The following is a 23,959-nucleotide window of genomic DNA, read 5'->3' as shown; positions in this document are numbered from 1 at the left end:
TTTACCGAGGCCTTTCCTTGGAATTTTCTTGAAAAGGACATCAGGACCCTACCGCCCGATTCATACCGCGGATGACATCCGCATACCGTACGGCCGTGCGCTGAAACATACGCAGCTTCGCCTCATCGCTGACGATCGCCCGGCGTCGGAACACATCGCAGCCTCCCGCTTCCACTTCATCCAGAATCGCTGCATAGAATGCAGCAGCCAGCTCGACCGCCATCCCGCTCGCCGGCGGGTACGTATCCACGTTAGCCAAGCCTTCGCGGAACCAACGGAGGGCCGTCTGCTTGAGCTCTTGCAGCATGGCGACGAATGCATCGTTCACGATGCCCTCCTCCAGCTCCTGTTCCGAATACCCGTGCCTCGCCAACAGCTCCAGCGGAAGATAGCGCCGTCCGCGTTCCCTATCTTCTCCAACATCCCGGATGATGTTGACGATCTGCATTCCCTTTCCAAGGGCAATTCCCGCTATGCGGGCTTCCTCTGTATCATCCTCGCGCAGCACCGGCAAGAGCATCTCCCCAACCGTTCCGGCAACGAGGTAGCAGTACTCCTCCAATTGCTCCATCGTCTCGTAATGGGTAAACGAGAGGTCGCGAAGCTGTCCCTCCATTTGCGCCAGAAACGGCTCGGGCTTCAGATGCGGGAAGGTGGCGAAGAGCCAACGCAACACCGGCCATATGAAATGTCCCTCCGCCTGCTCCAGTGATAGGAAAAGGGAGCGCAGCTCATGGATGCTGTATGGAGACTTCTCCGGCTCGTCCACGCTGTCATCGATCAGGCGGCAAAACGCATAGATGACGTGCACCGCCTGCTTGTTCGGGCTGGGAAGACCGTCGAAGGCTCGATAAAACGACGAGGAACCGACGCGAATCATCTCCTCACACTTGTACAGGACGTGCATGGGCAATCTCGGTTCGTTCATGATTTCATCTCCTTTAGCATCTGGTTGACGGCCAGGCGGGCTCCCTGCATCACGATGGGAATGCCCCCGCCTGGGTGAACGGACGCGCCTGCGGCATAAAGATTCTCAATTGCATATGGCTTCGGCTGAGGGCGAAAGACCCCCGATTGTGTCAGGACAGGAGCAATGCCGAAGCTCCCGCCCCCATACAGCCCCTCTCGCAGGGCATCGGCCGGTGTGCGCAGCTTCTTCCAGACGAGGCTGTCGCGAAGGCCTTCAAAGCCGCGCTTCTCCGCATCGGCCAACACGCGCTCCGCGAGCCTCTCCGCTTCCCCCTCCCAACGAATGCCCTCGGTCGGAACGGGGATCAGGAAGTAGAGGACGCTCTCACCGGGAGGAGCCGCGCTTTCATCAAGCTGAACCGGGTTGAAGACGTAGTACGAAGGGTCCGACGGGATTTCACCGCGATCAAATACGTGCTGCAAGCTTTTATGAAGACTCTCCGGCAAGAAAAACTGATGCGTCAACGAGTCCGGCCAGCGCTTCCGAGCCCCTGCAAAAATGAGCAGGCAGCCGGAGGACGGCTGGTAGCGCGGCTTACGCCGCCATGAGGCTCGGGTATCCCGGCTTTCGCTCCCTCCGCTCCGCCGCTCCCGTTCAGCCAGCGCATGATGCGGCAGAAGCCCTTCCAGGTTCGGGAAATCTCCATTGTAGAGGACAGCATCTGTCCGATGCTCCTTCCCTCCGATGACGACTCCCTTGCAGCTCCCCTTCTCTACGATCAGGGACTCCACTTCCGTTCCCGTGTGGATCGTTACCCCGCGCCGCTTGAGTTCCTCTGCCATCCGAAGCGGAAGCTGTCCATACCCTCCCTTCAGCATCCACACCCCAAACGCATGCTCGGCATAGGGGAGCAGTGAATAGATGCCGGGCGTGCGGAAGGGGGCTCCGCCAATGTAGAGGCTCTGGAGCGAATAGGCATCCTTCAGCTCCTCGCTGCGGAAGTAACCGCCGATCACACCCCGCAGGCTGCGGTACGCCTTCATCTTCGCCAGCAGCAGGAGGGTTGCCGGATGGAAGAAGTCCCTCTTGGCCTCAAACGAGCGCCCCAAAATGGCCTTTTGCCCTTGAGGAAAGAGAGGGGCCAACTCACGCATGAAGCGCAAGAACCCGGCCCCCTCACCGGGGAAGCTGCGCTCAATCTCCGCCGCTTGCGCCTCGTTGTCCTTCACCTTGGTCAACGTTCGCCCGCTGCGAAAGTGAAGGCGGTAGAGCGGGTCGCAGCGAAGGAGCTCAAGCTGCTCCCGAGGGAAGCCGCCTTCTTCCAGAATATCGAGCAGCATGTCAGGCAGCAGCACGATGGTAGGCCCTTGGTCAATCCGGTAGGGCCCCTCTTCTTCGAAGATCGCCCGGCCCCCGATGCGGTCCATCCGCTCGTAGATCGTGACCTTCACTCCTCGCTCCGTGAGCAGCAGGGCCGAAGTCAGCCCGCCGATTCCGCTGCCGACAATGGCCGCATGCTTGCTCATACGGATACCCCGCTTCCCGCCATGCTCGCCGATACGAACTGCGGCCGTTCTCCCCGATCATGCGCCTGCAGCAGCTGCGCGCTGATCTTGGCGGATTCGAAGATGGTCGGCAAGCCGCTGCCAGGGTGCGTCCCTCCGCCGACCAGCCAAACACCGCGTACGTCCTCGAAGGTATTGTGAGGGCGGAGAGCCATCATCTGGCCGAGGTTATGCGCCAGGTTGAACGTCGCTCCGTTGTGGACATCCAGCTTGTTCGCCCAGTCAAGTGGAGAGAAATACTGCTTCTCCTCGATACGGTCAGCGAGCCCCGCGAGAGCCGGAATGCGCTCCAGCTTCTCCATCATCAAGGCTTGAATCCGCCCCTCTTCCTCCGTCCAATCGATGCCCGAGAGGAGATTCGGCACGGGCATCAGCACGTACAAGGAGGTTTTGCCTTGCGGGGCTAGCGTCGGATCCAGGACGGAAGGATTATGAATATACAGGGAGGGGTCCAGGGACAGCTTCCCTTGCTTCGAAATCTCTTCGACATTACGTCGATAATCCTCCGCAAAGTGAACCGAGTGGTGGGCCAGGTCAACCGGGCCATCCACCCCGAGATAGAGCATCGCGGTCGATAGGGAATAGCGTTTCTTCGCCAGCTTCTCCGGCGTGTATTTACGCAATATCCCCGGTTCGAACAAGTGGGTCATGGCGGAGCCGAAATCCGCTCCGATCACCACATAATCCGCCTCCACCTTCTCCCCATTCTCCAGAAGAAGGCCCTCCGCGCGTCCATCCTTCACCAGCACCCTCTTCACCCCGCAGCCGGTATGAATGGCTCCGCCATACTCCTTCGTAATGGCAGCCATCGCCGTGAAAATCTGATTCACGCCCCCGACGGGATGATACAAACCATAGCGGTGCTCCATAAAGGAGAGGATTGTGAAGGTTCCCGGGCATTCCCAAGCAGACATGCCGAGGTACTTGGCCTGGAACGTAAAAGCGAAACGAAGGCGTTCATCCTCAAAATAGTTCGACAGCCGGTTGTAGACGGTGTCCAGCACATTCAGCTTCGGAAGTGCGTGGAATACGTCTTTTTTCAGATAGTCGCCAAAGGTTTGGAACGGACGCTGCAAAAGCGGGGTAACCCGGTCCAGCTTCTCCTGCTCTTCCTTCATAAAGCGCCGATAACCGGCTCCATTGCCGGGAAACAGCCGCTCGATCTGAGCGTACGTCTGGTCTTCGTCTGTAGAGGGGGTGAAAACCGTATCTCCAAAATGCAAGGAATAGAGCGGGTCAAGCTTCTTCATCGTCACATAATCATCCAGAGAGCGTCCGGCACGAGCAAACAGCTCCTCCAGAAGATGAGGCATCATGAGAAAGGTCGCACCTCGATCAAACCGGTACTCCCCCAGCCGAAGCTCGCTGGAGCGTCCTCCTAGTACAGACTGCTTCTCATACACATCAACTCGATAGCCTTGGGCCGCCAGCAGCATGGCAGCGGCCAGACCGCCGGGTCCGGCTCCGATCACCGCCACCTTAGGCGCTTTTCTGTCCGTCATGTCCTTACCCTCCTAAGCCACTCAAATCAAGATGTCCAACATTATACAAAAACGATACAAACATGATACAGCTATCATACTATAAATTATACTTGAAAGTAAATATTCTTGACTCAAGGACAATCGAATGTCGCTTTCCAAATAAAAACAGACCCTCCGAAACGGCGTTAGCCGCCGACGGTGGGTCTGTTTCTCATCCTGCTCAAAGGCAAGGTATTCCTTCTTCAATCGCTATCAAGAGCTCATTCGAGAAAGAAATTGATCGTACCATTCTTCCCACTTCGCGGTCTGGCCGCCGAGCACGGTATCGGCAACGGAGGAGCCACCCGGCTTTTCATAGGCTCTGCCGCCCACGATAAAAGTAAGCTGCGGGTGCAGGCTGCGAATGCGCTGAATCAGCGCCTCGCTCTTGCCTCGCAGAGAAGAATCCGTCACCGAAAGGCATACGCAGCCGATGCCGCTATGCTTGTCCAGCATGGAGATGACACCTTCCTCCGGGACATTCGGCCCCAGGTAGTGCACCTCCGCTCCGCGCTTGCGAAGGAAGAGGGCGAAGAGCAGCAGCCCCACTTGATGATGCTCACCCGCCGGACAGAAGGCGAGAACCTTCGGAAGATGAGCATAGACGGGGAAGGCATGGAAAAACTGATAGAAGCGGTTTGAAATCATGTGGGTCATATAGTGCTCCTGCGCAACCGTGGCCCTTCCCGCTTCCCACTCGTCGCCCACCTGCACCAGAATAGGCACGAGCACGTGATGTACCATCTCTTCAAACGGATAGAGCGAGAATCCGAAATCCATCAGGGCATTCGCCCGTTCCCCCTGAAAGTCGAACAAGGCTTCATAGATCTGGCTGGTCAGCTTGCCGAACACATCCTGCGGTCCGTCACCCTCCAGCGAGACTCGGCTGCGCGTCTCCTGCGCCTTGCGGTCCTTAAGCAGACGGACGGCATGTGAGATGCTGATGCCTTGCTGCTCCGTCTGGTCCTTCAACCAGCGCAGATCCTCGACATCCTCCCGGCTGTACAGCCGATAACCGGATTCGGTCCGCTCCGGAACAACAGCCTGGTATCGGTTCTCCCACGCGCGCAAGGTTACGGAGGGAATCTCCAGCATCTCCACAACCTGTTTGATGGAATACACGATCAAGCCCACTTCCTTTCCGATCGGACGTATCCGTCAATCCTTAACATTATACAGCACATTGTACACCCATTATACATAACGAGCATCTTAACCGGCAATATGGCGCCTTGGCCCCTTTTCCCGCCTGAAAAAAATCAAATCCGGGCCGTCTGCTATCTTGAAGTCCGCCAATGGCCAAGGTATACTGAACAAGTTAGAGCGTACGCCCCTCGGTTCACGGGGCTATTCGTACGTTCTCCCGAGTCAAAACCTATCTTACGACCAGAAATGGGGTGCAGGCGAATGGACGGAGACCGACCTAGGAGTAGAACCGTGACGATTGACCATCCTAACTTACAAACAGCCGGTGTCCGCACATGTCGCTCTTGATCCCTGCAAACGAGCCTGTGCGTCGGCTGTTTCTTCTCGTGTGTCCATTGCAGGAGAGAAGGAGAGTGAACAGCCATGAAAGCACGCCTGGTGCAAAATGGTGTATTTACGCTGATGGAGAATGCAGCGGATTGCGTGACCGCTCCAGAAAGCGGTTTTTACTGGATCGATGCCGAGGTAGAGGACCTGGAGATTCTTCAGCCTTTGTTTCACCTGCACGATCTGGCCGTCGAGGACTGCATGACGGAAGAAGAGCAGCGGCCTAAGCTGGAAATCTATGACGGCCATTATTTTGTCGTCATCAACAGCATCCGGTTTGACGACGAGGAAATTTTCCTCCGTGCCTTGAACGTCTTTCTCGGACGTCACTATATCATCACCGTTACGAAACAGAAGATCAACGAGCTTCGCAAGCTGAAGCCGATTCTGTGGGAGGAGGAGGTCAACTCCCCCGACCGCTTCCTGTATCACCTCATCGACCTTGTGGTTGACAACTACTTCCTGGTTGGAGACCGGATCGAAGACCGGATCGAGAGCTTGGAAGAGCAGATTCTCATGAACACGAAGAAGACTCACTTGAATGAGATCATCGGGCTTCGAAGTGAGATTCTGTGGCTGAAACGGGTGCTGGGTCCGCAAAAGGAACTTATCGCCGCCCTCAACAAGAAAGAACTCAAGCTGATCGACAACCAGCTGCAAAAGTACTTCGGCGACATCTATGAGAATGCCGTCAAGATCGCCGATACGTTTGATACGTTCCGCGATTTGATGGGAAACTTGCGAGAAGCCTACCAGTCAAGCGTAGCCAACCGCGCAAACGAAATCATGCGCGTGTTCACGGCCCTGACCACGATCTTCATGCCGCTCACGTTTATTACCGGGATCTACGGAATGAACTTCCAATTTCTTCCCCTGATCAATGTTCCCGGCGGTGAATACTTCGTTCTCGGAGGTATGCTCCTGCTCGGCGCCCTCATGCTCTACTTTTTCCGCAAGAAAGATTGGTTGTGAGGGATGACTAACCCTACCCAAGCCTTGAAACCCGATCAAGATCCCATACGAAAGCCCGTCTTGCCTCACGATCCGGAATGACACCGGACGAAGGCAGAGACGGGCTTTCCATTTTCTATCGCTCCCTTATGCCTGAGCGGTGACGGGTGACAGCAATTCCCTCCCCTCGACGGCCTTGCGGCGATAATGCAGGCGGTACAAGCGCAGCCATTCGTAAGCCCGGTCAACTTCCCGGTCTCCTGGCTTGCCGTCCGGGAGAAGCCGCGTCACGACCGGTCGCAAGTAGCGATCCCCCAGTTCACAGAAGAGCTTGTCGGCGTGTTCCCTCTCTTCCGGGGTGATCCGGTCGAGTTCCGCGTCCACCAGCGGCGAGATGTCGTACCCGTCCCGTTCCATCAGTTCCAGAGTGGCAAGCAGATCCTTGCGCCCCATCTTCAGCTCCTTGGCCAACTGCCCCAAGCCGCAGCCCTGGGTGATCTTCTCCAGCAGCAGCTTGCGTGTCTCCAGCTTGTCCGCTTGCTGCCGCGACCGCTCCTTCTCCGTCTGCGACTGCCAGGCAGCGAAGTCCTCCGCAGGAATGGCGGCCGCGACCCAATCGAGCGGAAACGGAGTCTCGCGCGGATATTCCCTCGTAATAGCAAGAATGGCCTCACCATAGGCCGCGAGACGGCTTTGTCCGATCCCCGGGATTTGCGCAAGCTCCTCCTCCGTATGCGGAAGGAAGGTCGCGATCATCTGAAGGATGCGGTTCGAGGCAAGAATGTAGGCAGACTTGCTCTCCTGCCGAGCCTGTTCCTTGCGCCATAAGCGAAGCTGCTCGAAGGCATCGGCGTGGTAGTGACTCTCGCTGTAGCAGTAGAAGAGTTGAACCCGGCGGCTGACCATGAAGGACCGTTCCTCCACCTTGGTGTCGATCAGCGGTGCATACCCCTCCGCCAGCTTGCTTTTGACGCCCATGCGGAACGCCTCCATCATGCACGCCCAATTGTCTCCCTCGAACCAGAGCTCTTCCTTCCTCTCCTCCGGCTCCTGCCCTTGCCCCTGCTCCTGGCTCATCCAGGAAATCCGCCAATTCCCCTCCTCATCCGCAATGCTGACCCTCGCCCATTCGTCCTTGCCTTCCTGCTTGCGTTCAAAGCTGTTTAAGAAAACCAAACTCATGCAGACACCTCCCAGATTCATGGAATAAGCGTGAGATCCCCACGCTCGAATCGGAACGCAAAAAAGCACCTCCGCTGCTTGATGCAGCGAGAGGTGCTTCCTCCGTACGCGATTTATCCTCATCTTACCATTAAGACCACACGCTTACAAGCGCTATTCGGCTTGTCAAATCTTCAGGATTCCGCCCATGCTTGCGTTCGTAACAAGCTTCGAGTAACGGGCCAAGTACCCCGACTTGATCTTCGGCTCAAAGCCCTTCCATTCCGCCTTCCGGCGGGCGAACTCCTCGTCGCTCACCTTCAGCTCGATGCGGCGTTCGATCAAGTCGAGCTCGATGATGTCGCCATCGTGCACGAAGGCGATCGGCCCGCCCTCTGCGGCTTCCGGCGAGATATGCCCGATGCTGATCCCGCGGGAAGCGCCGGAGAAGCGGCCGTCCGTGATCAGCCCGACCTTCGCGCCAAGCCCCATGCCGACAATCTGCGATGTGGGCGCCAGCATCTCGGGCATCCCCGGCCCGCCCTTCGGCCCTTCGTAACGGATGACGACGACATGGCCTTCCTTGACCTTGCCTCCGGCAATGCCGGCGAGTGCCTCGTCCTGCGAATCAAAGCAGATGGCCGGGCCGACATGCTTGCCGCCAACGGAGGGATCTACGGCGCCGACCTTGATGATGCTGCCCTCCGGCGCCAGGTTGCCGAACAGGACGGCAAGGCCTCCCCGCTCGCTGTGCGGGTTCGTGAGCGGGTGGATGACATCCTCATCCAGAATTTCGCAGCCTTCCACGTTCTCGGCCAGCGTCTTGCCGGTGACGGTGATGCGTTCCCCGTTCAACGCTCCCGGCTTCTTCAGCAGCTCATGAATGACGGCGCTCACGCCCCCGGCACGGTGCACATCCTCGATGTGGTAATCCGAAGCCGGAGCAATCTTGGCGAGGTGCGGCACGCGATTGGCGATCTCGTTAATCCGCTCGATCGAATACTCGACACCTGCCTCGGCGGCGATTGCCAGCGTATGCAGCACCGTGTTGGTCGAGCCGCCCATGGCCATATCAAGCGCGAAGGCATTGTCGATGGTCTCCTGCGTCACGATATCGCGCGGTTTGAGATCGAGCTTGATCAGCTCCATCAGCTGACGAGCGGACCGCTTCACAAATTCGCGGCGTTCATCCGACACCGCCAAAATCGTGCCGTTGCCCGGCAGGGCAAGTCCCATCACCTCGGCCAGGCAGTTCATCGAGTTGGCCGTGAACATGCCCGAACAGGAGCCGCAGGTCGGACAGCCGTATTGCTCCAGCTCATAGAGGCTGTTCTCGTCGATGTGGCCGGCTTGAAAAGCTCCAACACCCTCAAAGACAGACGTGAGCGACAAGGCGCGGCCTTTGCTGTCGCGGCCGGCCTTCATCGGTCCGCCGCTCACCATAATCGTCGGGATGTTGACGCGCATGGCGCCCATGATCATCCCCGGCGTAATTTTGTCGCAGTTCGGGATGCAGACCATCCCGTCAAACCAGTGCGCGTTGACGACCGTTTCCACCGAATCCGCGATGATTTCCCGGCTCGGCAAGGAGTAGCGCATGCCGATATGTCCCATGGCAATGCCGTCATCGACGCCGATTGTATTGAATTCGAACGGAACGCCTCCGGCTTCGCGGATGGCTTCCTTAACCAGCTTGCCGAATTCTTGAAGATGCACGTGTCCGGGTACAATATCGATATAAGAATTGCAGACCGCAATGAACGGCTTGCCGAAGTCCTCTTCTTTGACGCCTGCTGCTCGCAAGAGGCTGCGGTGGGGGGCGCGGTCAAATCCTTTGGTGATCATGTCGCTGCGTTTTTTGGATGCTGCCATTGTCGTTTTCCGCCTCCTGGTGGTGATCATTTTTTCAATTCTACCATGTTTCCCTGCCGTTAGCATGCAGAGAGAAGGCTCATGTCAAAAGCAATTTTCAATCTGCAGCATAAAAGCCTTCTATCGCATGCTCTCTGCACCCCATACAAAAAATGAAACGAAAGCGGGAGGTGAGCCGTATTGGTGTCTTAAAGCTTTTTTTATTTTACATTACGCTGGAGGTGAATCCCCTTTCGAGGGGAAACGGTTGGACATTGGCCTAGTCATGAATTTGGTATTGGTTGCTCTGTTGGTTTTGCTAACGGCCTTTTTTGTAGGCGCAGAATTTGCCGTCATTAAGGTCAGGATTTCCCGAATCGATCAATTGATTACGGAAGGAAACAAAAGCGCTGTTGCGGCAAAAAGGGTAGTGGAAAGACTGGATTACTACCTGTCAGCATGTCAGTTGGGGATTACGGTGACCGCGCTCGGACTCGGCGCGCTGGGGGAACCCACGATTGAGAAGATGCTGCATCCTGTCTTTAATCAGATCGGCATTCCGGAGTCATTCGCTACTCCAATCTCCTACATTTTGGCTTTGTCGCTCATGACCTTTCTCCATGTGGTCCTGGGGGAAATGGCCCCCAAAACGATGGCGATTCAATTTGCCGAGCGGATGACGCTCTTGCTCGCACCGCCTCTCGTCTGGTTCGGGAAGGTGACCTCTCCCTTCATCTGGCTGCTGAACGGATCGGCCCAACTGTTCCTTCGCATGTTCGGGGTAAAACCCGCAGGCCATGAACAAGCCCACTCCGAGGAAGAACTGAAGATCATCATGACGCAAAGCTTTCAGAGCGGCGAGATCAATCAAACTGAGCTTTCGTATATGCAGAATATCTTTGCCTTTGACGAACGGGTAGCCCGCGATGTAATGGTACCGCGCCGGCAGATCACAACCTTAAGTGAAACGATGAGCCGGGAGGAAATCCTCCAGGCGATCGACAGCCTTCGCTATACCCGCTATCCCATCACCGAGAATGGGGACAAGGACTCGCTCATCGGCTACATGAATGCGAAGGAGTACATGACCAACGTCTTGATGGGCCGCGGGTACTCCCTTCGAGACCATGCTCACCCGATGGAGGTTGTCTTCGAAACAACTCCTTTGCAGAATGTTCTTCATCAAATGCAAAAGAGAAGCGTTCACATGGCCGCCGTCATCGACGAATACGGAGGAACCGCCGGGATCATCACCATGGAGGATATTCTGGAAGAAATCGTCGGGGAAATTCGCGACGAATTCGACCAGGATGAAACCGCCGAGATCGTCCAAACGAAGGAGAACGAATACCTCATCAGCGGTCGGGTTCTGCTCGCCAGCCTGGAGGACCGATTCGGAACTTCCTTCGAGAGGGATGCCGATCATGTGGATACCATCGGCGGATGGCTGCAGCTGCAACTATCCGGGCTGGACAAGACCGTCCGATCCGTGCGCAACCGCAATCAAATCTGGTCGGCCATTGAGATGGACAATCGGCAAATTGTAAAAGTATCTCTGGTGATCGAACCGGAAGCCTAACCTCTGCTTAAGGAAGAAGCGTTCCATGGAACGCTTCTTTTTTTGTATGCAAAAGGAGGACCTCCCACGATCCAGCCATTTTCTTACTTGTTCTGTCAGATTTCACTCAAAAATGCGAAAAAACCGGAGTATTCTTGAGAAAAAAGTTAAAAACGTGTCGAATTTCACGGAATTGCGCCTGTTAAACGGCTATACTTGTGTGATTCATATCTGCAAGGCCCGATTGGAGAGACCGAATGACGATGAATGTGAAGCCTATCACCTGCAAAAATGGAAGGCCGAACCCCCAGCCCGCCGAATGCCAGGAGCATTATGGCTGTATCTATGAAAACAACCATTTGAACACGCTGCTTGTCGATCCTGAGAACGGACGCATCGTGGATGCCAACCGATCCGCTTGCTCGTTCTACGGGTATTCCCTGTCCGACCTGCGCAAGCTCTCGATTGCGGATCTGATGGGGAACGTTTCGGATGCGATCGGCTCCTTCCTGCGGAATGCCGCTCCTGAAGCCGAAGCAAGCCTCAATCGAGTGTTCACGGATCGGCACCAACTGGCGAGTGGAACCGAGGTCGATGTCGAGATTCACACCGGCATTATCTCCATGCTGGGGAAAACCTGCATCTATTCGGTCGTTCATGACATCTCTGAACGGGCTCATGCGGAAAGAAGGCTTAAAGAAAGTGAGGAGCGCTACCGGGATTTGGTGGAGCTGTGCCCGGAGGCCATCATTGTCATCCGAAAGGGGGTACTGTTATTTGCGAATAAGCAGTCGGAGTTCTTGTTCGGCAGGTCCAAAGAGGAACTGGTCGGACAAGAAATCCGGGCTTTCTTCGAGGAGGCGACAGACGACCGGAAAGCAGATGCCTCTCGTGTCCGCGTGAAGGACAGCCGGCAATTCCGCATGGAGAAGCGCATGCGTCGACACGACGGCCGCCTCTTCGACGTGGAGCTGGCGGGAGCGCGTATCCGCTACCAGGACCGTTCGGCTCTTCAGTTGGTGCTGCGCGATATTACGGAAAGCCGACGCGAGCTGGAGCGGGCGGTCCGTCTTCAGGAACACCGGTATTCGGCGCCTTTTCCCCTTGCCGATAAAGCTTCCTTCGAGAAGCTGTATGTCCCGTCAAAGACGCTGAGCGGGGACTTTTTCCTCTTTCACAAGCTGAATGAGGACGAGGTGATCGGCGTTCTCGGGGATGTAACCGGCAAGGGCATCGCCGCAGCGCTGAACATCTCCGCCATTCGGGTGCTGATCTCAAATGGTCTGCTCCTGACGCAGGAGCCCGCCCGGTTGTTGACCGAGCTGAATCGAATGGCCATGGAGCACCTGGACGAGGAGTACCTGTCGGCTTGCTGCTTCCATTTTGATTTTCGGACCGGCTGCCTACGGGCTTCCGGGGCCGGCATCAACGAGTTTTTGTACAGTCCGGCAAGCGCCAAAGAAGAACGCGTCACCATCAAGGGGGCGCCTCTCGGGATGTTCGCGGAGAGCTGCTACGAGGAGCGCCTCATTTCTTTTGCACCGGGCGACCGCTTCTTCTTTTTCAGCGACGGCATGGAGCTGCTCTTCCACAATGAGGAGCTGTGCGGAACGGCAGCCCAGCTGGAGAAGAAGATGGCCCATCAAGTCCTTCAGGACGATTGTACCTGGCTGGGATTTCAAATCATTGGACCCGAACGGAGGGAATGAATGGACGTACAAGCAGAGGTTCGTTTTTGCGGACTCCGGCATCACCTCGGGATCATCGATCAGATTATCGAGGACCTTCACTTGCAGGAGTTCGCTTTCGAGGTTCGCCTCATTCTGTCCGAAGCCATCAGCAACGCCTTTTTCCATGGGAATCGCGGAGATGACCGCTTGCCCATCTGGGTTCGCTACAGCCGCCAAAGCAGCCTGGTCCAGCTCGAAATCGAGGACAGCGGAGACGGCTTGACCCCTGTTTTGATTCCAGACGAAGTGGAGCCGGAGGCTCTGCTGGAGGAAAACGGCCGAGGCCTTTACTTGATTCGATGCTTCGCGGACTGCGTCACCTTCACCTGCAACAAGCTTCAAATCCGCAAGACGATTGGCCAAACGGCCTCATGATTGAACCGGAATAGCCGGGATCCATTCTAGGAGGGACGCTTTACTATGAAATTTAGTCTACGAGCCAAAATCGGCATTTTTCTCATCCTTGTCATCAGCATTACCCTAATCAGCTCCGGCACTCTCTCCTATCGATTGTCTTCGAACGCCCTTCAGGATTCCATCGAAGAACAAGTAAGAAGCAAAACCCTTTCGGCCGCGAAGCAAGTGGAGCTGACCGTGGACAATATCCAGACCAGCCTGCTGATCGCCGGCTCCAATACCAATCTGGCTGCAACCGCCGCCCATCAATCGGATTATGCCACGGATTTGCGTGTGTTTACGTTCCTGACCAACATCCAGAAGGAAAGCGCCGAGTTCATCGAATCCCTCGTCCTTGTCGATAAGGACGGCAAAGCGATGATCTCGAACACCACCAAGTCGCCCACGTTCCAGGTAGGGGATCAAGCCTATTTCAAGGAAGTCATCCAAGGGAAGAAAACGATCAGTGATGTCATGATGTCCAAGGAATCGAGCAAACCCGTCGTCTACATAGCAGAGCCGCTTCGTGTGGATGAAACGGTTGTTGGCGCCTTGGTCGCCACGGTTCGTTTCGACAAGCTCACCGCCCCCGCAGCCGAAATTAAGGTAGGAAAAAGCGGGTATGCCTACATGCTCAACCGGGACGGTCTGATTATCTACCACCCCGTTCAGGAAAAGGTGCTCAGCGAGAATGTAAGCGAGTCCAAGAGCAAGGACCTGAACGCCCTGGTCGCGACCATGAAAAAGGGAGAGTCGGTAGACGGCTTTTATTCCTATGAAGGAATCTACAAATATGTCTCCTCGCAGCCGGCTGCCAATTGGACGATCTCCACGACAGCCAATTACAACGAATACATGGAGCCGGCTTTCGCCATCCGCAACGACACGCTTCTCATCTCGATCATCTGCTTTGTCATTGCCATCGCCTTGTCGTACGTTCTCTCCCACTACGGGATCATCCGTCCCCTTAAGCGGCTTGAAGATGCCATGACGCGCGCCGGAGACGGCGATCTGACCGTTCATGTCGCCATCCGTACCAAGGATGAGCTGGAATCGCTCGGACGCTCCTTCAATGTTATGATCGATAAGCAGGAGGAGCTGATCTCGAAAGTACGGGAGGGCTCCTACTCCTTGACCTCCATGTCGGAAGAGATGGCCGCCTCTTCCGAGGAGATCAGCGCCTCGATTCAGGAGATCAGCTCGAGCTCCCAGGAAATCGCGCTTGGCGCTGAGAAGAACAACCAGTCGGTCGTCAGCGCCTCGCAAGTGCTGGTTCAATTGTCCAGCCTCGTTCAACTGGCCGAGAATAAAGCAGAATCCGCCTCAGCGAGCGCCAACGCCACAAGCCACGTCGCCCAAGAAGGGCGCACCAAGGTCAACAATACGGTACAGGCGATGGACCGCATTGAACGGAGCACTGCCGAGACCGAGCAGCTTCTTCATATCGTGAGCGAGCAATCGGACAAGGTCGCCTTGATCATCGAGACGATCAATTCTGTAGCCCAGCAGACGAACCTGCTTGCCCTGAACGCAGCGATTGAAGCGGCGCGGGCAGGCGAGCATGGCCGAGGATTCAGCGTGGTCGCGGGCGAGGTTCGCAAGCTGTCAGAGGAAACGAACCAGAATGCCAATGAAATCGCCGGGCTCGTTCATGACATGATCGTGCGGATTCAGGCAGCTGTGGAAGCCATGGGAGGCGCAACGGCAGCGGTCAAGGAAGGCGTAGCCGTTGTGGACCAGACGGACCACGCCTTCATCGACATCATCGATTCCGTCGATCTCATTGCGGCCAGCATCGGCGAAATTCTCGATATCACCAAAGACGAGGTGGCCACCTCCGAGGAGATCGTCAAATTGATCGACTATATGGGAACGGTGTCCGAGGAAGCCGCAGCGAACAGCGAAAATGTGGCAAGCGCGACCGAGGAGCAAGCTGCGACCGTCAACAACTTCGCTTCCTCCGCGGAGGAAGTGAGCGCCATGGCCAATGAGCTGGAGCTGATGGTAGAGAAATTTCATGTAAAGGGTGATCACTGATGGAAGAAATGACAATCCAGCTCCCCGAGCTCTTCTCTGTGGAAGAAGCCGCACGGTTCCGGGAGCAGGTTCGCGGCTATATCGAGAAAGGAATCGTTCGCTTCACCCTCGATTTCAGCAAATGCAAGTTCATCGACAGCACCGGGCTGGGTGTGATCGTCAGCTCCTACAAGAAATGTGTGGAGAACCAAGGGACCATTCGGCTTCGTTCCCTTGATCCAAACGTGCGAAAGATCTTTGAGCTTACCCGGTTGATCAACGTATTTGAAATTCAATAAGCCTAGGTTTAAAGCGAAAAAACTCCGATCCCGCTGTTCTGCGGATCGGAGTTTTTCATCTGGCTTCTACAATTGCTCCTGCTTCAGACCGCAAACAAATCGTGCTGGCGGTCAAAATGGGCGTCGATGAGCTTGGACAATCCACCGAACTCAAGCTCTTCGAATTTTCGAAGAGAGGCTTCTTGCGAGAGATTGGTCAGGCAGCAAGCATCCAGCTCGCATTCGAGCGGGACATCCAGGCGGATGCGAGCGAGCTCGCGGGACAAGTGAAGCATCTCCAGACTCGCCTCAATCTTGGAGCGGACTCCTTTCGGAAGCTTGTCGAGGTTCGCCAATACGCCATCGATGGTTTCATACTCTAGCAGCAACTTCAGCGCGGTCTTCTCGCCGATTCCCTTTACTCCGGGATAATTGTCGCTCGTATCTCCCATGAAGCCCTTCAGGTCGATCACCTGGGCTGGCGTCAGCTGCTTGAGGGAAGCCAGGGTGGCAGGATCGTAGACCGTGTAATTCCCCTTGCCCTTGTTCATGATGACCACCTTTACCTGTTCGGAGACAAGCTGGAGCATGTCATGGTCACCGGTAAGAATCCACGTATCGGCGTCCGCCCCCAAGCGGCGAGACAACGTGCCGATGCAATCGTCCGCCTCATAGCCGACAAGCCCTACGCTGATCAGTCCCATCGCATCGACAACCTCGCGAACAAGGCCGAATTGGGGGATGAGGTCCTGAGGCGGCTCGGGACGATTTCCTTTGTAATCCGCAAACTGTTCGGTTCGAAACGTCTTGCTTCCCATATCCCAACAGCATACAGCGTGGGTCGGACGAAAGGCTGTCAGCGCATCAAAAAGATATTGAATAAACCCATACACGGCATTCGTCGGCACACCGGTACTCGTACGGCGGATGTACCCGGAATAGGAGGTGGCGTAATAAGCCCGAAACAAGAGCGCCATGCCATCCACCAGCATGACGCGGGGGCGTTCGTTTTCCATTTGAAGACTTTCTAGTCCTGACACAAGGCTTCCTCCTGATTAACATCCTGATTTCTTCATTCATGAAGGTTCTCCCATTCTACCATGAGAACACGGGACGAGCCAATCGAGGTGGACTGGCAGTTGATGGACGGGAAAGAACCCGCGCGATGATCAGCACGGGTTCTCCCATCAAATAAACAAGAATGCTGCACAGGAAGAGATGGGTTAAGGCTCGACGCCCCAGACGAGTTGACCGTTTTGATAGAGGGTCACCTTGTTCCAATCGGCATAAGACGTCTTGGTTCCGTCATAGGAGTAGTCGTTCGATTCATCGAAGTTGCTCCAATCGACTTTCGCCAGCCTCAATTGAATGTCTCCAGTCTGTCCTCCTGCGACAAGCGAGCCGGCACCCGTTGTGAAGCCCAGCTCCACATAGGTATCGGTTACGGTACGGGTAATATTCGTCCCACCGATGACGGCCCAATCAATCCAGGAGCTGATCGCGGCTGTTCCCTCCTTGGTGAAATAATACCTCAGCTTCAGATCCTGAAGTGACACAGCCTGGCTGCCAGTATTCTTGATGATGAAGAACGGCTTCATTTGGTTATCGGAAGCGTTCGTGTCCCCCGCCCGGTACTGCACCACAAGGCTGCCAGCCGAAGGAGTTGGCGTCGGAGTTACGGTTGGCGTTGGCGTTGCTGTCGGTGTAGTGGTCGGCGTCGATGTTGGTGTAGCTGTTGGTGTGACTGTTGGCGTGGTTGTTGGTGTAGCTGTTGGTGTGGCCGTCGGGGTTGCGGTCGGGGTTGCGGTTGGCGTTGCGGTCGGAGTCGGGCTTGGCGTTGTGAGCGGTTTCATCATCCGGTTCAGCATAGCCTGCTTCGGTTGATTCCACGTTTGCCAATCGTCCAGCAGCAAGCCGCCGGTATCCCCGCTGTTCGGATTCACGCACCAATAGGTCCAGTACAGGTCATTCGCCTTGATATAGTCCACGAGCGCATTTTGCCATTTGCCTTCCACCGTGCTCGTATCGACGCTTCTTCCGCCGAATTCGCCTACGATGACCGGCGCGATGTTTTGCTTGCTGATGTAGCCCCAGTATTGATCCCAGATGGCAGGCATGTTGCTCGGGAATGCCGCGTCATGGAACCACGGCTGATCCGCAACCCCCGGGCCATAATCATGGGCGGAATACACCAGGCGGTTTGGCACATCAAGACGGACGGGATTGTTCTTGACCCCCTTGAGGTTGCCTCCCCACCAATAGCTGCCCGTTTCCCCTTGAACGCGGGTATCGATCCCTTCCACAATAATCAGCCAGTTCGGGTTTACGGACAAAATGGCATTGCCCGCTCTCTCTGCCGCAAGCCGCCAATCCGTTGCCAGCTCGCCGGTTCCCCAGGACACTTCTCCGTGCGGCTCATTGTGCAGGTCCGCTCCGATGACCGTCGTGTTGCCTGCATAACGAGCAGCGAGCATCTTCCAGTCGTTGATCCAGCGCTGTTCGGAGTACTTCGCCGTATACCACAAGTTCGATTGGGAGCCGGAATCGGGGCGGTGTCGATCCAGGAAGATCTTGATCCCGCGGTCACCCGCCTTCTGCACCAGCTTATCCATCAGTTGAATCGGCGTTAGTCCGACCAGGTCCGGGTTAAGCAGGTAATTGATGCTGTTCACCTGGGAGGTGGAATCGAACATCTCATTGCAGTAAGGCAGGCGAATGAGATTGAAGCCGTTTTGCTTGATTTGGTCGAGAACACTGTCCATGGACCGCGCCCACAGCCCGTGCGGAGAATAGTTGGATGTCTCGAAGCCAAACCAGTTGATTCCGTTAAAGACAGCGGGGTTGCCAGCCGAATCCACGATCCGGCTTCCCGAGGTTTCGTAGTACCCTGATGCAGCGGCGGCTTTCGTTTCGGTAGCTTTGGCGAAACCTGTAAAACCTGCAAGGACGAGCATACCGGCCAATGCGATCTTGCCGAGCTTATGAATCATGTCCTTCACCACATTCCCTTTTTAGTAGATTTGGATAGGGTACGTCCTTCCCCTCTTACGGTTCGATCCCCCACACGAGCTGTCCATTCTTGTACAGCGTCACCTTGTTCCAGTCGGTATAAGACGTCTTGGTGCCGTCGTAGGAGTAATCGTTGGCTTCATTGAAGTTGGACCAGTCGGTCTTGGCTAAGCGAAGCTGAATATCACCCGTCTGTCCTCCCGCCGGGATGGAGCCTGCAGCATTCGTGAAGCTCAACTCGACATAGGTAGAGGTGATGGTCCGTTGGATGTTGCTGCCGCCAATGACAGCCCAATCGATCCAGGAATCGAGCGCTGCACTGCCTTCCTTCGAGAAATAGTAGCGCAAGGTAAGGTCGCTCAGCTTCACCGCTGTCGTGCCATTATTCTTAATGTTGAAGAAGGGCTTGATTTGGTTATCGGTTGCGCTCGCATCCCCTGCCTTGTACTGCACGACCAATCCCGCTGCCGGAGAGGAGGTCGGAGTGGGGGTTGGCGTCGCCGTTGGTGTTGCGGTCGGAGTTGCCGTTGGTGTTGCGGTCGGAGTTGCCGTTGGAGTCGGAGTCGGTGTTACCGTTGGCGTTGCCGTTGGTGTCGCGGTCGGCGTTGCCGTTGGTGTTGCAGTAGGAGTCGGAGTCGACGTGCCGCCGCTGTAATTCTTCAGATCCGGAAGCTTATCCAGGGTAATGACCAGATTGCTTTCGTATACTTTTTTGATGTGGGCCAGGCTGTTTTGGTAGCCTCCGCGGATGAACTCTCCATTCCACGTGCAGAACCAGCTGTACATGGCTTGATAGACTTGAAGCAGGTCGGGGTCCGGAATCGGACCGTTCTCGGTCATCGCTACGATCTTCTTGTCCTTGCCCAGGGTGACCAGTTCCTCATACTTGCCGCTTTGCGCACCGTAATCACCGGCAGAAGGGTACGAGTCGAAGCTTACGATGTCCACCACATCATCGCCGGGATACCAGTCCGGGGAAACCGAGTTCCACACCCAAATCAGGTTGTTCAGGTGATGGTAGTTGGTGAGGCGATCATACATCAAGCGATAGAGGGCCTTGACCGGCTCCGGTCCTTTTGCTCCCCACCAGAACCAGCCGCCTTCCGCCTCGTGCAGCGGACGCCAGAGCACCGGAACGTTGGCATCTTGCAAGCGCTTAAGCTGAACGGCAATCGCATCGATGTCGCGGATCAGCAACGTATAATCTTCCGATGCCGGATGGCTCATGGCATACTCGATATCAAACGTCGTAGCATAGGTGTAGAAGCCTCTCCACCATTCCTTCTCCGGCTGGTTGATCAGCCCCTTCGGCGCATTCCAGTGCCAAGCGAAGGTCACGATCCCGCCCTTGTTGTTGTACCAGTCGATGGCTTGTTCAACCGCATTCGATTGGGTGCCATTCTGAACGCGGGACGGAGAGTAATTAATCAGGTCGAGACCGGCCATGGCAGGCGTCTTCCCGACATTCGCCTTGATCCATTCGATTTCGCTGATTTCTTGCTGGCCGGAAATAATCTTCTGGCCGTATTGGTCTACGATATAGCTCATCAGCGATTTGGTCCGCTGCGAGGCATTCGGGTTGACCAACGCCTTCGTCACTTGATGGGGTGCGCGCGGAGCGGAGGGGGCGAGCTCAATGTAGTCGATTTCATACCAGCCCCAGCCGTTTTCCAGCTTGATCGTGTTCGTGCCTGCATTCAGCAGGAGCTTGCCGGCGGAGGCCACCGAGAACACCGATATTTCCGGGAAAACCACTTGCCCGGACGCTGCCCCGTTAAAGGACAGGTTACTCTGCTTGTACCCGTAAGGGGCGCGGTAGCCCACCTTGAGATCATACAACCCCTTCGCGGCGGCATTTACCGTAAACGTGACCGAGTCTCCTGCCGTATCAAATCCTGTCACATACCCTGTACCCGAAAAACCGGCAGCCGTCGATTCCACCGTTGTCCCCTGCAAAAGGGCATTCTCCGCTTCATAGCGAACCGCGCTTGCCTTGGCGGTATCCGCAGAACCAAAAAGTCCGTAAAAACTTGTTACCCCAAGAGCTGCAACCAGCGCTATACTCCCAACTTTGCGCAACCAAGATGATTTCATCATTACCCTCCTTAGCGAATGAGCAAAAATCTACCTAAATTCGACAAATCCATTCCACAAAATGAAGCGCTTCCAAATCTACCGGCTCAAATCCATCTTTCTCCGCTTTCCCCCTCTTCTCGAGAAAAAAACGAAGAAATACAGGCTACACCTCCCTCGGGGGCTTTTGAATGGTCTATCGGAATCCCCCATAATATCCAACTACTTCCAACCAACTCCATTCTAGCATGTTTTTCTTGTTTGGGACATAGGATGTCCATCATTTTTTGTTATTTTTGTTATTTTTTTGTTATCCTATTTTTAGGTTGCTCCAGCGGAATCCTTTGACGAAATTCCTCTTGGCGATTACCATTGGTTTAATTTGGTATACGGGGTGAACCGGGTGAAAAAGTGGCGTATTCCCATCACAGTGTTAGCTCTATTGCTTGCCGTCCTTGCGTTTTCCTACTCGCAAAACAACTGGTTGACGACTACGCGTTTTTCCGTCGCTTCTGACAAGCTTCCCGGCTCCTTCGACGGCTATCGGATTGTTCAGCTCTCGGATCTCCATGGGAAAACCTTCGGCTATCAACAGAGGCCTCTATTGAACAAGGTTCGCCGCGCAAAGCCGGACCTCATCGTCTTCACCGGAGACATGATCGACTCGGATACTCCGGGAGACCGCTCCCGCAGCTTGACACTAATGAAGGGGCTGACCGCCGTTGCCCCGGTCTATTGGGTAACCGGTAACCATGAGCTCTCCCCCAATCTGGACAGTCTTAAGCAGGAGCTAACAGATGTCGGCGTTCATGTGCTGGCCAACCGCGGAGTTCCAATCGAACAGGGCGGTGAACGCATCTGGCTATCCGGCATCGACGATCCTCGGTTGGGCAGCAGCTCAGGCAGCCTGGACACCGAGGTCATCGTCAACGAGCACATGGAGCAAGCCATCCAGGATCGGCCGCAGGGCCTGTATACGATTCTGCTCTCTCATCGCCCGGAAATCTTTGATTTTTATGTTCGCAAGGGCTTCGATTTAATCCTGACCGGGCACGCTCATGGAGGACAAATCCGCCTTCCGTTTCTGGGGCCGCTCTATGCCCCGGACCAAGGCTTTTCACCACAGCTGACCGAAGGCGCTCACAAGCGAGAGGGCTCGGTCATGATCGTCAACCGAGGCCTCGGCAACAGCGTCATTCCCCAGCGCTTGCTGAACCGACCCGAGATCGTGGTGGTCACGCTGCAAGCCAAACCTTCTTCTCCATAAAAAAACGGCGTGCCGTCAGCGGCCGCCGTTTCCCCATTTCTCATCATAGTCATCTTCTTTGAACCCGACGGTTACTTGCGCTCCATTCGTAACAAGCGGCCGCTTGATCAGCTTGCCATGACTGGCGAGCAGCTTCAGCCGTTCTTCCCGGCTCATTCCCGGGAGCTTGTCCTTCAGTTGAAGCTCACGGTATACTTCACCCGCCGTGTTGAAGAACTTGGCCAAGTCCAAGCCGCTCAAGACTTGCAATCGGTCCAGCTCCTCGGCGCTGGGCGGCGTCACCACAAGGTCGATGACCTCCAGCACATGTCCCTTGACTTCCAGCCACTGCTTCGCCTTGCGGCAGGTGCTGCATTTGGGATATCCGTAAAAGGTTACGCTCAACGTTCTTCTCTCCTTCACTGATAGGATAGGATCAGGTGGCGAGTCAGGAGCGGGATGGCCCCCGAAGCCGTTCGATCAAGTGCTGCATATCGAGCGGTAGAGGAGCGGTAAAGGTCATTCGCTCTCCTGTACCCGGGTGAACGAATGCCAGCTTTTCCGCATGGAGGGCCTGCCGGGCTATTCCTTCCCGCTCCTCGTCGAACGAGGGCTCCAGCAGGGCTTCCTCCCTTCCAGGAATGATCCCGGTCTCCGCTTCGCCGCCTACACCGTACATTTTGTCCCCGTACAGAGGGTGGCCCAAGTGGCGCATATGAACGCGAATCTGATGGGTTCTCCCGGTCTCCAGGCGGATCTGAACAACGGTTCCCTCCTCATGGGCCTCTTCGGTCCGAAAGTGAGTCACGGCCCGATCTCCTTCGGGCGTAACGATGCGAACCCGCGGATTATCCGCATCCCGGGCAATGGGCGCATCGACCGTCCCCTCCGCTGCTTCAAGCCTGCCCCGGACGATGGCCCGGTACTCCTTGTCCACCGTTCCCCGCTGCATTTGCTCCGAGATATGTTGATGAACGAACGGATTCTTGGCAATGGCGAGAACCCCGGAGGTCTCCTGATCCAGACGGTGAACCGGACGGAAGCGCACGAGCTCCCCATTTTGCTGCCAATGCCAGACCACTCCATTCGCCAGAGTTCCCGTGTAATGGCCATGGGTGGGATGAACGATCGCACCCGGCGGCTTGTTGAGGATCAGGAGATGATCGTCCTCGTGCAGAATCGCCAGTTCCATCGGCTCCGGCAATATGTCCTCGGATTCCTCTTTGCGCATTCGCGCCTCTACTCGATCTCCCGCTTGCACGACCGCGTCGGTATAGGTTCTTGCCCCGTTCACGGTGATGCCCTGCTCCGTCTGTTTCATTCGTGTCATCAGCGTCCGGGAGATGCCCATCCGGTTCTTGAGCACGTTCCCCAGCTTCATTCCCGCATCCGACTCCGGCACGAGATACACCAATGGCTCATAATAGGATTGTTCTATCGTCATTCGCTGGCTCCTTGTTTCGTACTCTCTGGGTGCTGCTAGAAGAGGCGGTTAATCCGCCTTCTTGTCGGTGCCTCCTCCAAACACGTTAGCCCCGCGCACGTATTCCACATCCGTCCGTCCTTCTCGAGCATTCGCAGCCCGGGCCGCAGCAAAGAAGAAATCGGACAATCGATTCAAATACACCCGAACGGCTGGATTCACCTCGCCGACAGAGGCATAGGTCACCATACGGCGTTCGGCTCGGCGACACACGGTGCGGCAGACATGGAGCGCAGCGGCAACCGCCCCACCGCCCGGTAAAATGAAACGGAGAATCGGCGGCGCTTCTTCATGGTATTTGTCAATCAGCGGCTCCAGGCCGCTCGCCAGCTCCCCGGCGACTTTCCACTTGGCTCCGTTGGCCGAATCGAGGTAAGCCAGGTCGCTTCCACAGTCAAACAACTGATGCTGAATGCAGGTCAGATCCGCTCTCAGGTCATCGTAGATCATGCCGTTCATCGCAGCAATCGCAACCCCGACGAAGGCGTTCAGCTCATCAATCGTTCCATAGGTTTCTACCTGCGCGTCATCTTTACCGACACGGCCGCCGATCACCGACGTCTTCCCCTCGTCTCCTGTTCGCGTGTACAGCTTCATTCGGGACGCCTCCATTCGATGATTTTATGGATGATGCACGGGGCGCGGGTTTATTCGTGCCTCTTGCATTTGAATATCA

19 protein-coding genes are annotated in these 23,959 nt (G+C 55.9%); 7 read left to right on the top strand and 12 right to left on the bottom strand.

The genetic code is table 11. From position 1 onward, the window contains the following. Window positions 1–40 precede the first annotated feature (40 nt). The 4 genes from AAFN83_RS00315 to AAFN83_RS00300 all read right to left on the bottom strand — a co-directional run bounded on the left by AAFN83_RS00315 (window position 41) and on the right by AAFN83_RS00300 (window position 5,120). Entirely contained in the window at window positions 41–928 is an 888-nt protein-coding gene (locus tag AAFN83_RS00315; protein WP_347766323.1) for a phytoene/squalene synthase family protein, read from the bottom strand. Then, window positions 925–2,436, bottom strand: a complete 1,512-nt coding sequence (locus AAFN83_RS00310; protein WP_347766322.1) for a phytoene desaturase family protein — start codon at window positions 2,434–2,436, stop codon at window positions 925–927. Before AAFN83_RS00310 ends, AAFN83_RS00315 begins: the two co-directional genes overlap by 4 nt. After that, complete coding sequence (locus AAFN83_RS00305) at window positions 2,433–3,977, bottom strand: phytoene desaturase family protein (RefSeq protein ID WP_347766321.1); 1,545 nt, start codon at window positions 3,975–3,977, stop codon at window positions 2,433–2,435. Before AAFN83_RS00305 ends, AAFN83_RS00310 begins: the two co-directional genes overlap by 4 nt. Before the next feature lie 234 nt (window positions 3,978–4,211). Then, the gene (locus AAFN83_RS00300; RefSeq protein ID WP_347766320.1) at window positions 4,212–5,120 is read right to left on the bottom strand and encodes a MerR family transcriptional regulator; all 909 of its coding nucleotides are present in this window, start codon (window positions 5,118–5,120) and stop codon (window positions 4,212–4,214) included. A gap of 447 nt (window positions 5,121–5,567) precedes the next feature. On the opposite strand from AAFN83_RS00300, the gene corA reads away from it, so the two are divergent. Continuing rightward, window positions 5,568–6,503: a magnesium/cobalt transporter CorA gene (corA, locus tag AAFN83_RS00295; RefSeq protein ID WP_347766319.1), complete on the top strand. Its 936-nt coding sequence runs from the start codon at window positions 5,568–5,570 to the stop codon at window positions 6,501–6,503. A 126-nt stretch (window positions 6,504–6,629) separates the two neighbouring features. Here the strand turns inward: corA and AAFN83_RS00290 are convergent, their stop codons facing one another. Both AAFN83_RS00290 and ilvD read right to left on the bottom strand, forming a co-directional pair. After that, the gene (locus tag AAFN83_RS00290) at window positions 6,630–7,664 is read right to left on the bottom strand and encodes an HRDC domain-containing protein (protein WP_347766318.1); all 1,035 of its coding nucleotides are present in this window, start codon (window positions 7,662–7,664) and stop codon (window positions 6,630–6,632) included. 165 nt (window positions 7,665–7,829) lie between these two features. After that, window positions 7,830–9,515 carry a dihydroxy-acid dehydratase gene (gene ilvD / locus AAFN83_RS00285; RefSeq protein ID WP_347766317.1) on the bottom strand — a complete coding sequence of 562 codons (1,686 nt, stop codon included), beginning with the start codon at window positions 9,513–9,515 and terminating at the stop codon, window positions 7,830–7,832. Window positions 9,516–9,762: 247 nt separating this feature from the next. Here ilvD and AAFN83_RS00280 point away from each other — a divergent pair, with 247 nt between their 5' ends. From AAFN83_RS00280 to AAFN83_RS00260, 5 genes are all read left to right on the top strand, one after another. Continuing rightward, entirely contained in the window at window positions 9,763–11,073 is a 1,311-nt protein-coding gene (locus tag AAFN83_RS00280) for a hemolysin family protein (RefSeq protein ID WP_347766316.1), read from the top strand. A gap of 236 nt (window positions 11,074–11,309) precedes the next feature. Continuing rightward, the gene (locus AAFN83_RS00275) at window positions 11,310–12,761 is read left to right on the top strand and encodes a SpoIIE family protein phosphatase (RefSeq protein ID WP_347766315.1); all 1,452 of its coding nucleotides are present in this window, start codon (window positions 11,310–11,312) and stop codon (window positions 12,759–12,761) included. Beyond that, window positions 12,762–13,157 (top strand): ATP-binding protein, encoded by a 396-nt coding sequence (locus tag AAFN83_RS00270; protein WP_347766314.1) that lies wholly within the window; start codon window positions 12,762–12,764, stop codon window positions 13,155–13,157. A 45-nt stretch (window positions 13,158–13,202) separates the two neighbouring features. Beyond that, complete coding sequence (locus tag AAFN83_RS00265) at window positions 13,203–15,215, top strand: methyl-accepting chemotaxis protein (RefSeq protein WP_347766313.1); 2,013 nt, start codon at window positions 13,203–13,205, stop codon at window positions 15,213–15,215. After that, entirely contained in the window at window positions 15,215–15,493 is a 279-nt protein-coding gene (locus AAFN83_RS00260) for an STAS domain-containing protein (protein WP_347766312.1), read from the top strand. Before AAFN83_RS00265 ends, AAFN83_RS00260 begins: the two co-directional genes overlap by 1 nt. Window positions 15,494–15,576: 83 nt before the next feature. On the opposite strand, the gene AAFN83_RS00255 is transcribed toward AAFN83_RS00260, so the two are convergent. From AAFN83_RS00255 to AAFN83_RS00245, 3 genes are all read right to left on the bottom strand, one after another. After that, window positions 15,577–16,488 (bottom strand): 5'-3' exonuclease, encoded by a 912-nt coding sequence (locus tag AAFN83_RS00255; protein WP_347767338.1) that lies wholly within the window; start codon window positions 16,486–16,488, stop codon window positions 15,577–15,579. 207 nt (window positions 16,489–16,695) lie between these two features. After that, the gene (locus AAFN83_RS00250) at window positions 16,696–18,462 is read right to left on the bottom strand and encodes a cellulase family glycosylhydrolase (RefSeq protein WP_347766311.1); all 1,767 of its coding nucleotides are present in this window, start codon (window positions 18,460–18,462) and stop codon (window positions 16,696–16,698) included. Window positions 18,463–18,517: 55 nt separating this feature from the next. After that, window positions 18,518–20,575, bottom strand: a complete 2,058-nt coding sequence (locus tag AAFN83_RS00245) for a glycosyl hydrolase (protein ID WP_347766310.1) — start codon at window positions 20,573–20,575, stop codon at window positions 18,518–18,520. 382 nt (window positions 20,576–20,957) lie between these two features. Between AAFN83_RS00245 and AAFN83_RS00240 the strand changes: the two genes are divergently transcribed. Further along, window positions 20,958–21,821: a metallophosphoesterase gene (locus tag AAFN83_RS00240; protein ID WP_347766309.1), complete on the top strand. Its 864-nt coding sequence runs from the start codon at window positions 20,958–20,960 to the stop codon at window positions 21,819–21,821. Window positions 21,822–21,836: 15 nt separating this feature from the next. Here AAFN83_RS00240 and AAFN83_RS00235 read toward each other — a convergent pair whose 3' ends face one another. Genes AAFN83_RS00235 through AAFN83_RS00225 form a run of 3 tightly spaced genes read right to left on the bottom strand, consistent with a single transcriptional unit; the run spans window position 21,837 to window position 23,880 of the window. Beyond that, window positions 21,837–22,205, bottom strand: coding sequence for an arsenate reductase family protein (locus tag AAFN83_RS00235; protein WP_347766308.1), 369 nt, complete (start codon window positions 22,203–22,205; stop codon window positions 21,837–21,839). A gap of 43 nt (window positions 22,206–22,248) precedes the next feature. After that, complete coding sequence (locus tag AAFN83_RS00230) at window positions 22,249–23,244, bottom strand: RluA family pseudouridine synthase (RefSeq protein WP_347766307.1); 996 nt, start codon at window positions 23,242–23,244, stop codon at window positions 22,249–22,251. A gap of 48 nt (window positions 23,245–23,292) precedes the next feature. After that, window positions 23,293–23,880 (bottom strand): cob(I)yrinic acid a,c-diamide adenosyltransferase, encoded by a 588-nt coding sequence (locus tag AAFN83_RS00225; RefSeq protein ID WP_347766306.1) that lies wholly within the window; start codon window positions 23,878–23,880, stop codon window positions 23,293–23,295. Window positions 23,881–23,959: the final 79 nt, after the last annotated feature.

The sequence above is a fragment of the Gorillibacterium sp. CAU 1737 genome (assembly GCF_039888655.1).
Classification (GTDB): domain Bacteria; phylum Bacillota; class Bacilli; order Paenibacillales; family NBRC-103111; genus Gorillibacterium.
This window is presented reverse-complemented; position numbering and strand designations above follow the sequence as displayed.

Bases quoted from the DNA above. Each gene is read 5' to 3' on its own strand.
- AAFN83_RS00225 (WP_347766306.1), bottom strand. From the start codon at position 23,880: ATGAAGCTGTACACGCGAACAGGAGACGAGGGGAAGACGTCGGTGATC.
- AAFN83_RS00275 (WP_347766315.1), top strand. From the start codon at position 11,310: ATGACGATGAATGTGAAGCCTATCACCTGCAAAAATGGAAGGCCGAAC.
- AAFN83_RS00255 (WP_347767338.1), bottom strand. From the start codon at position 16,488: ATGGAAAACGAACGCCCCCGCGTCATGCTGGTGGATGGCATGGCGCTC.
- AAFN83_RS00315 (WP_347766323.1), bottom strand. From the start codon at position 928: ATGAACGAACCGAGATTGCCCATGCACGTCCTGTACAAGTGTGAGGAG.
- AAFN83_RS00260 (WP_347766312.1), top strand. From the start codon at position 15,215: ATGGAAGAAATGACAATCCAGCTCCCCGAGCTCTTCTCTGTGGAAGAA.
- AAFN83_RS00290 (WP_347766318.1), bottom strand. From the start codon at position 7,664: ATGAGTTTGGTTTTCTTAAACAGCTTTGAACGCAAGCAGGAAGGCAAG.
- AAFN83_RS00305 (WP_347766321.1), bottom strand. From the start codon at position 3,977: ATGACGGACAGAAAAGCGCCTAAGGTGGCGGTGATCGGAGCCGGACCC.
- ilvD (WP_347766317.1), bottom strand. From the start codon at position 9,515: ATGGCAGCATCCAAAAAACGCAGCGACATGATCACCAAAGGATTTGAC.
- AAFN83_RS00230 (WP_347766307.1), bottom strand. From the start codon at position 23,244: ATGACGATAGAACAATCCTATTATGAGCCATTGGTGTATCTCGTGCCG.
- AAFN83_RS00250 (WP_347766311.1), bottom strand. From the start codon at position 18,462: ATGATTCATAAGCTCGGCAAGATCGCATTGGCCGGTATGCTCGTCCTT.
- AAFN83_RS00270 (WP_347766314.1), top strand. From the start codon at position 12,762: ATGGACGTACAAGCAGAGGTTCGTTTTTGCGGACTCCGGCATCACCTC.
- AAFN83_RS00310 (WP_347766322.1), bottom strand. From the start codon at position 2,436: ATGAGCAAGCATGCGGCCATTGTCGGCAGCGGAATCGGCGGGCTGACT.
- corA (WP_347766319.1), top strand. From the start codon at position 5,568: ATGAAAGCACGCCTGGTGCAAAATGGTGTATTTACGCTGATGGAGAAT.
- AAFN83_RS00245 (WP_347766310.1), bottom strand. From the start codon at position 20,575: ATGAAATCATCTTGGTTGCGCAAAGTTGGGAGTATAGCGCTGGTTGCA.
- AAFN83_RS00265 (WP_347766313.1), top strand. From the start codon at position 13,203: ATGAAATTTAGTCTACGAGCCAAAATCGGCATTTTTCTCATCCTTGTC.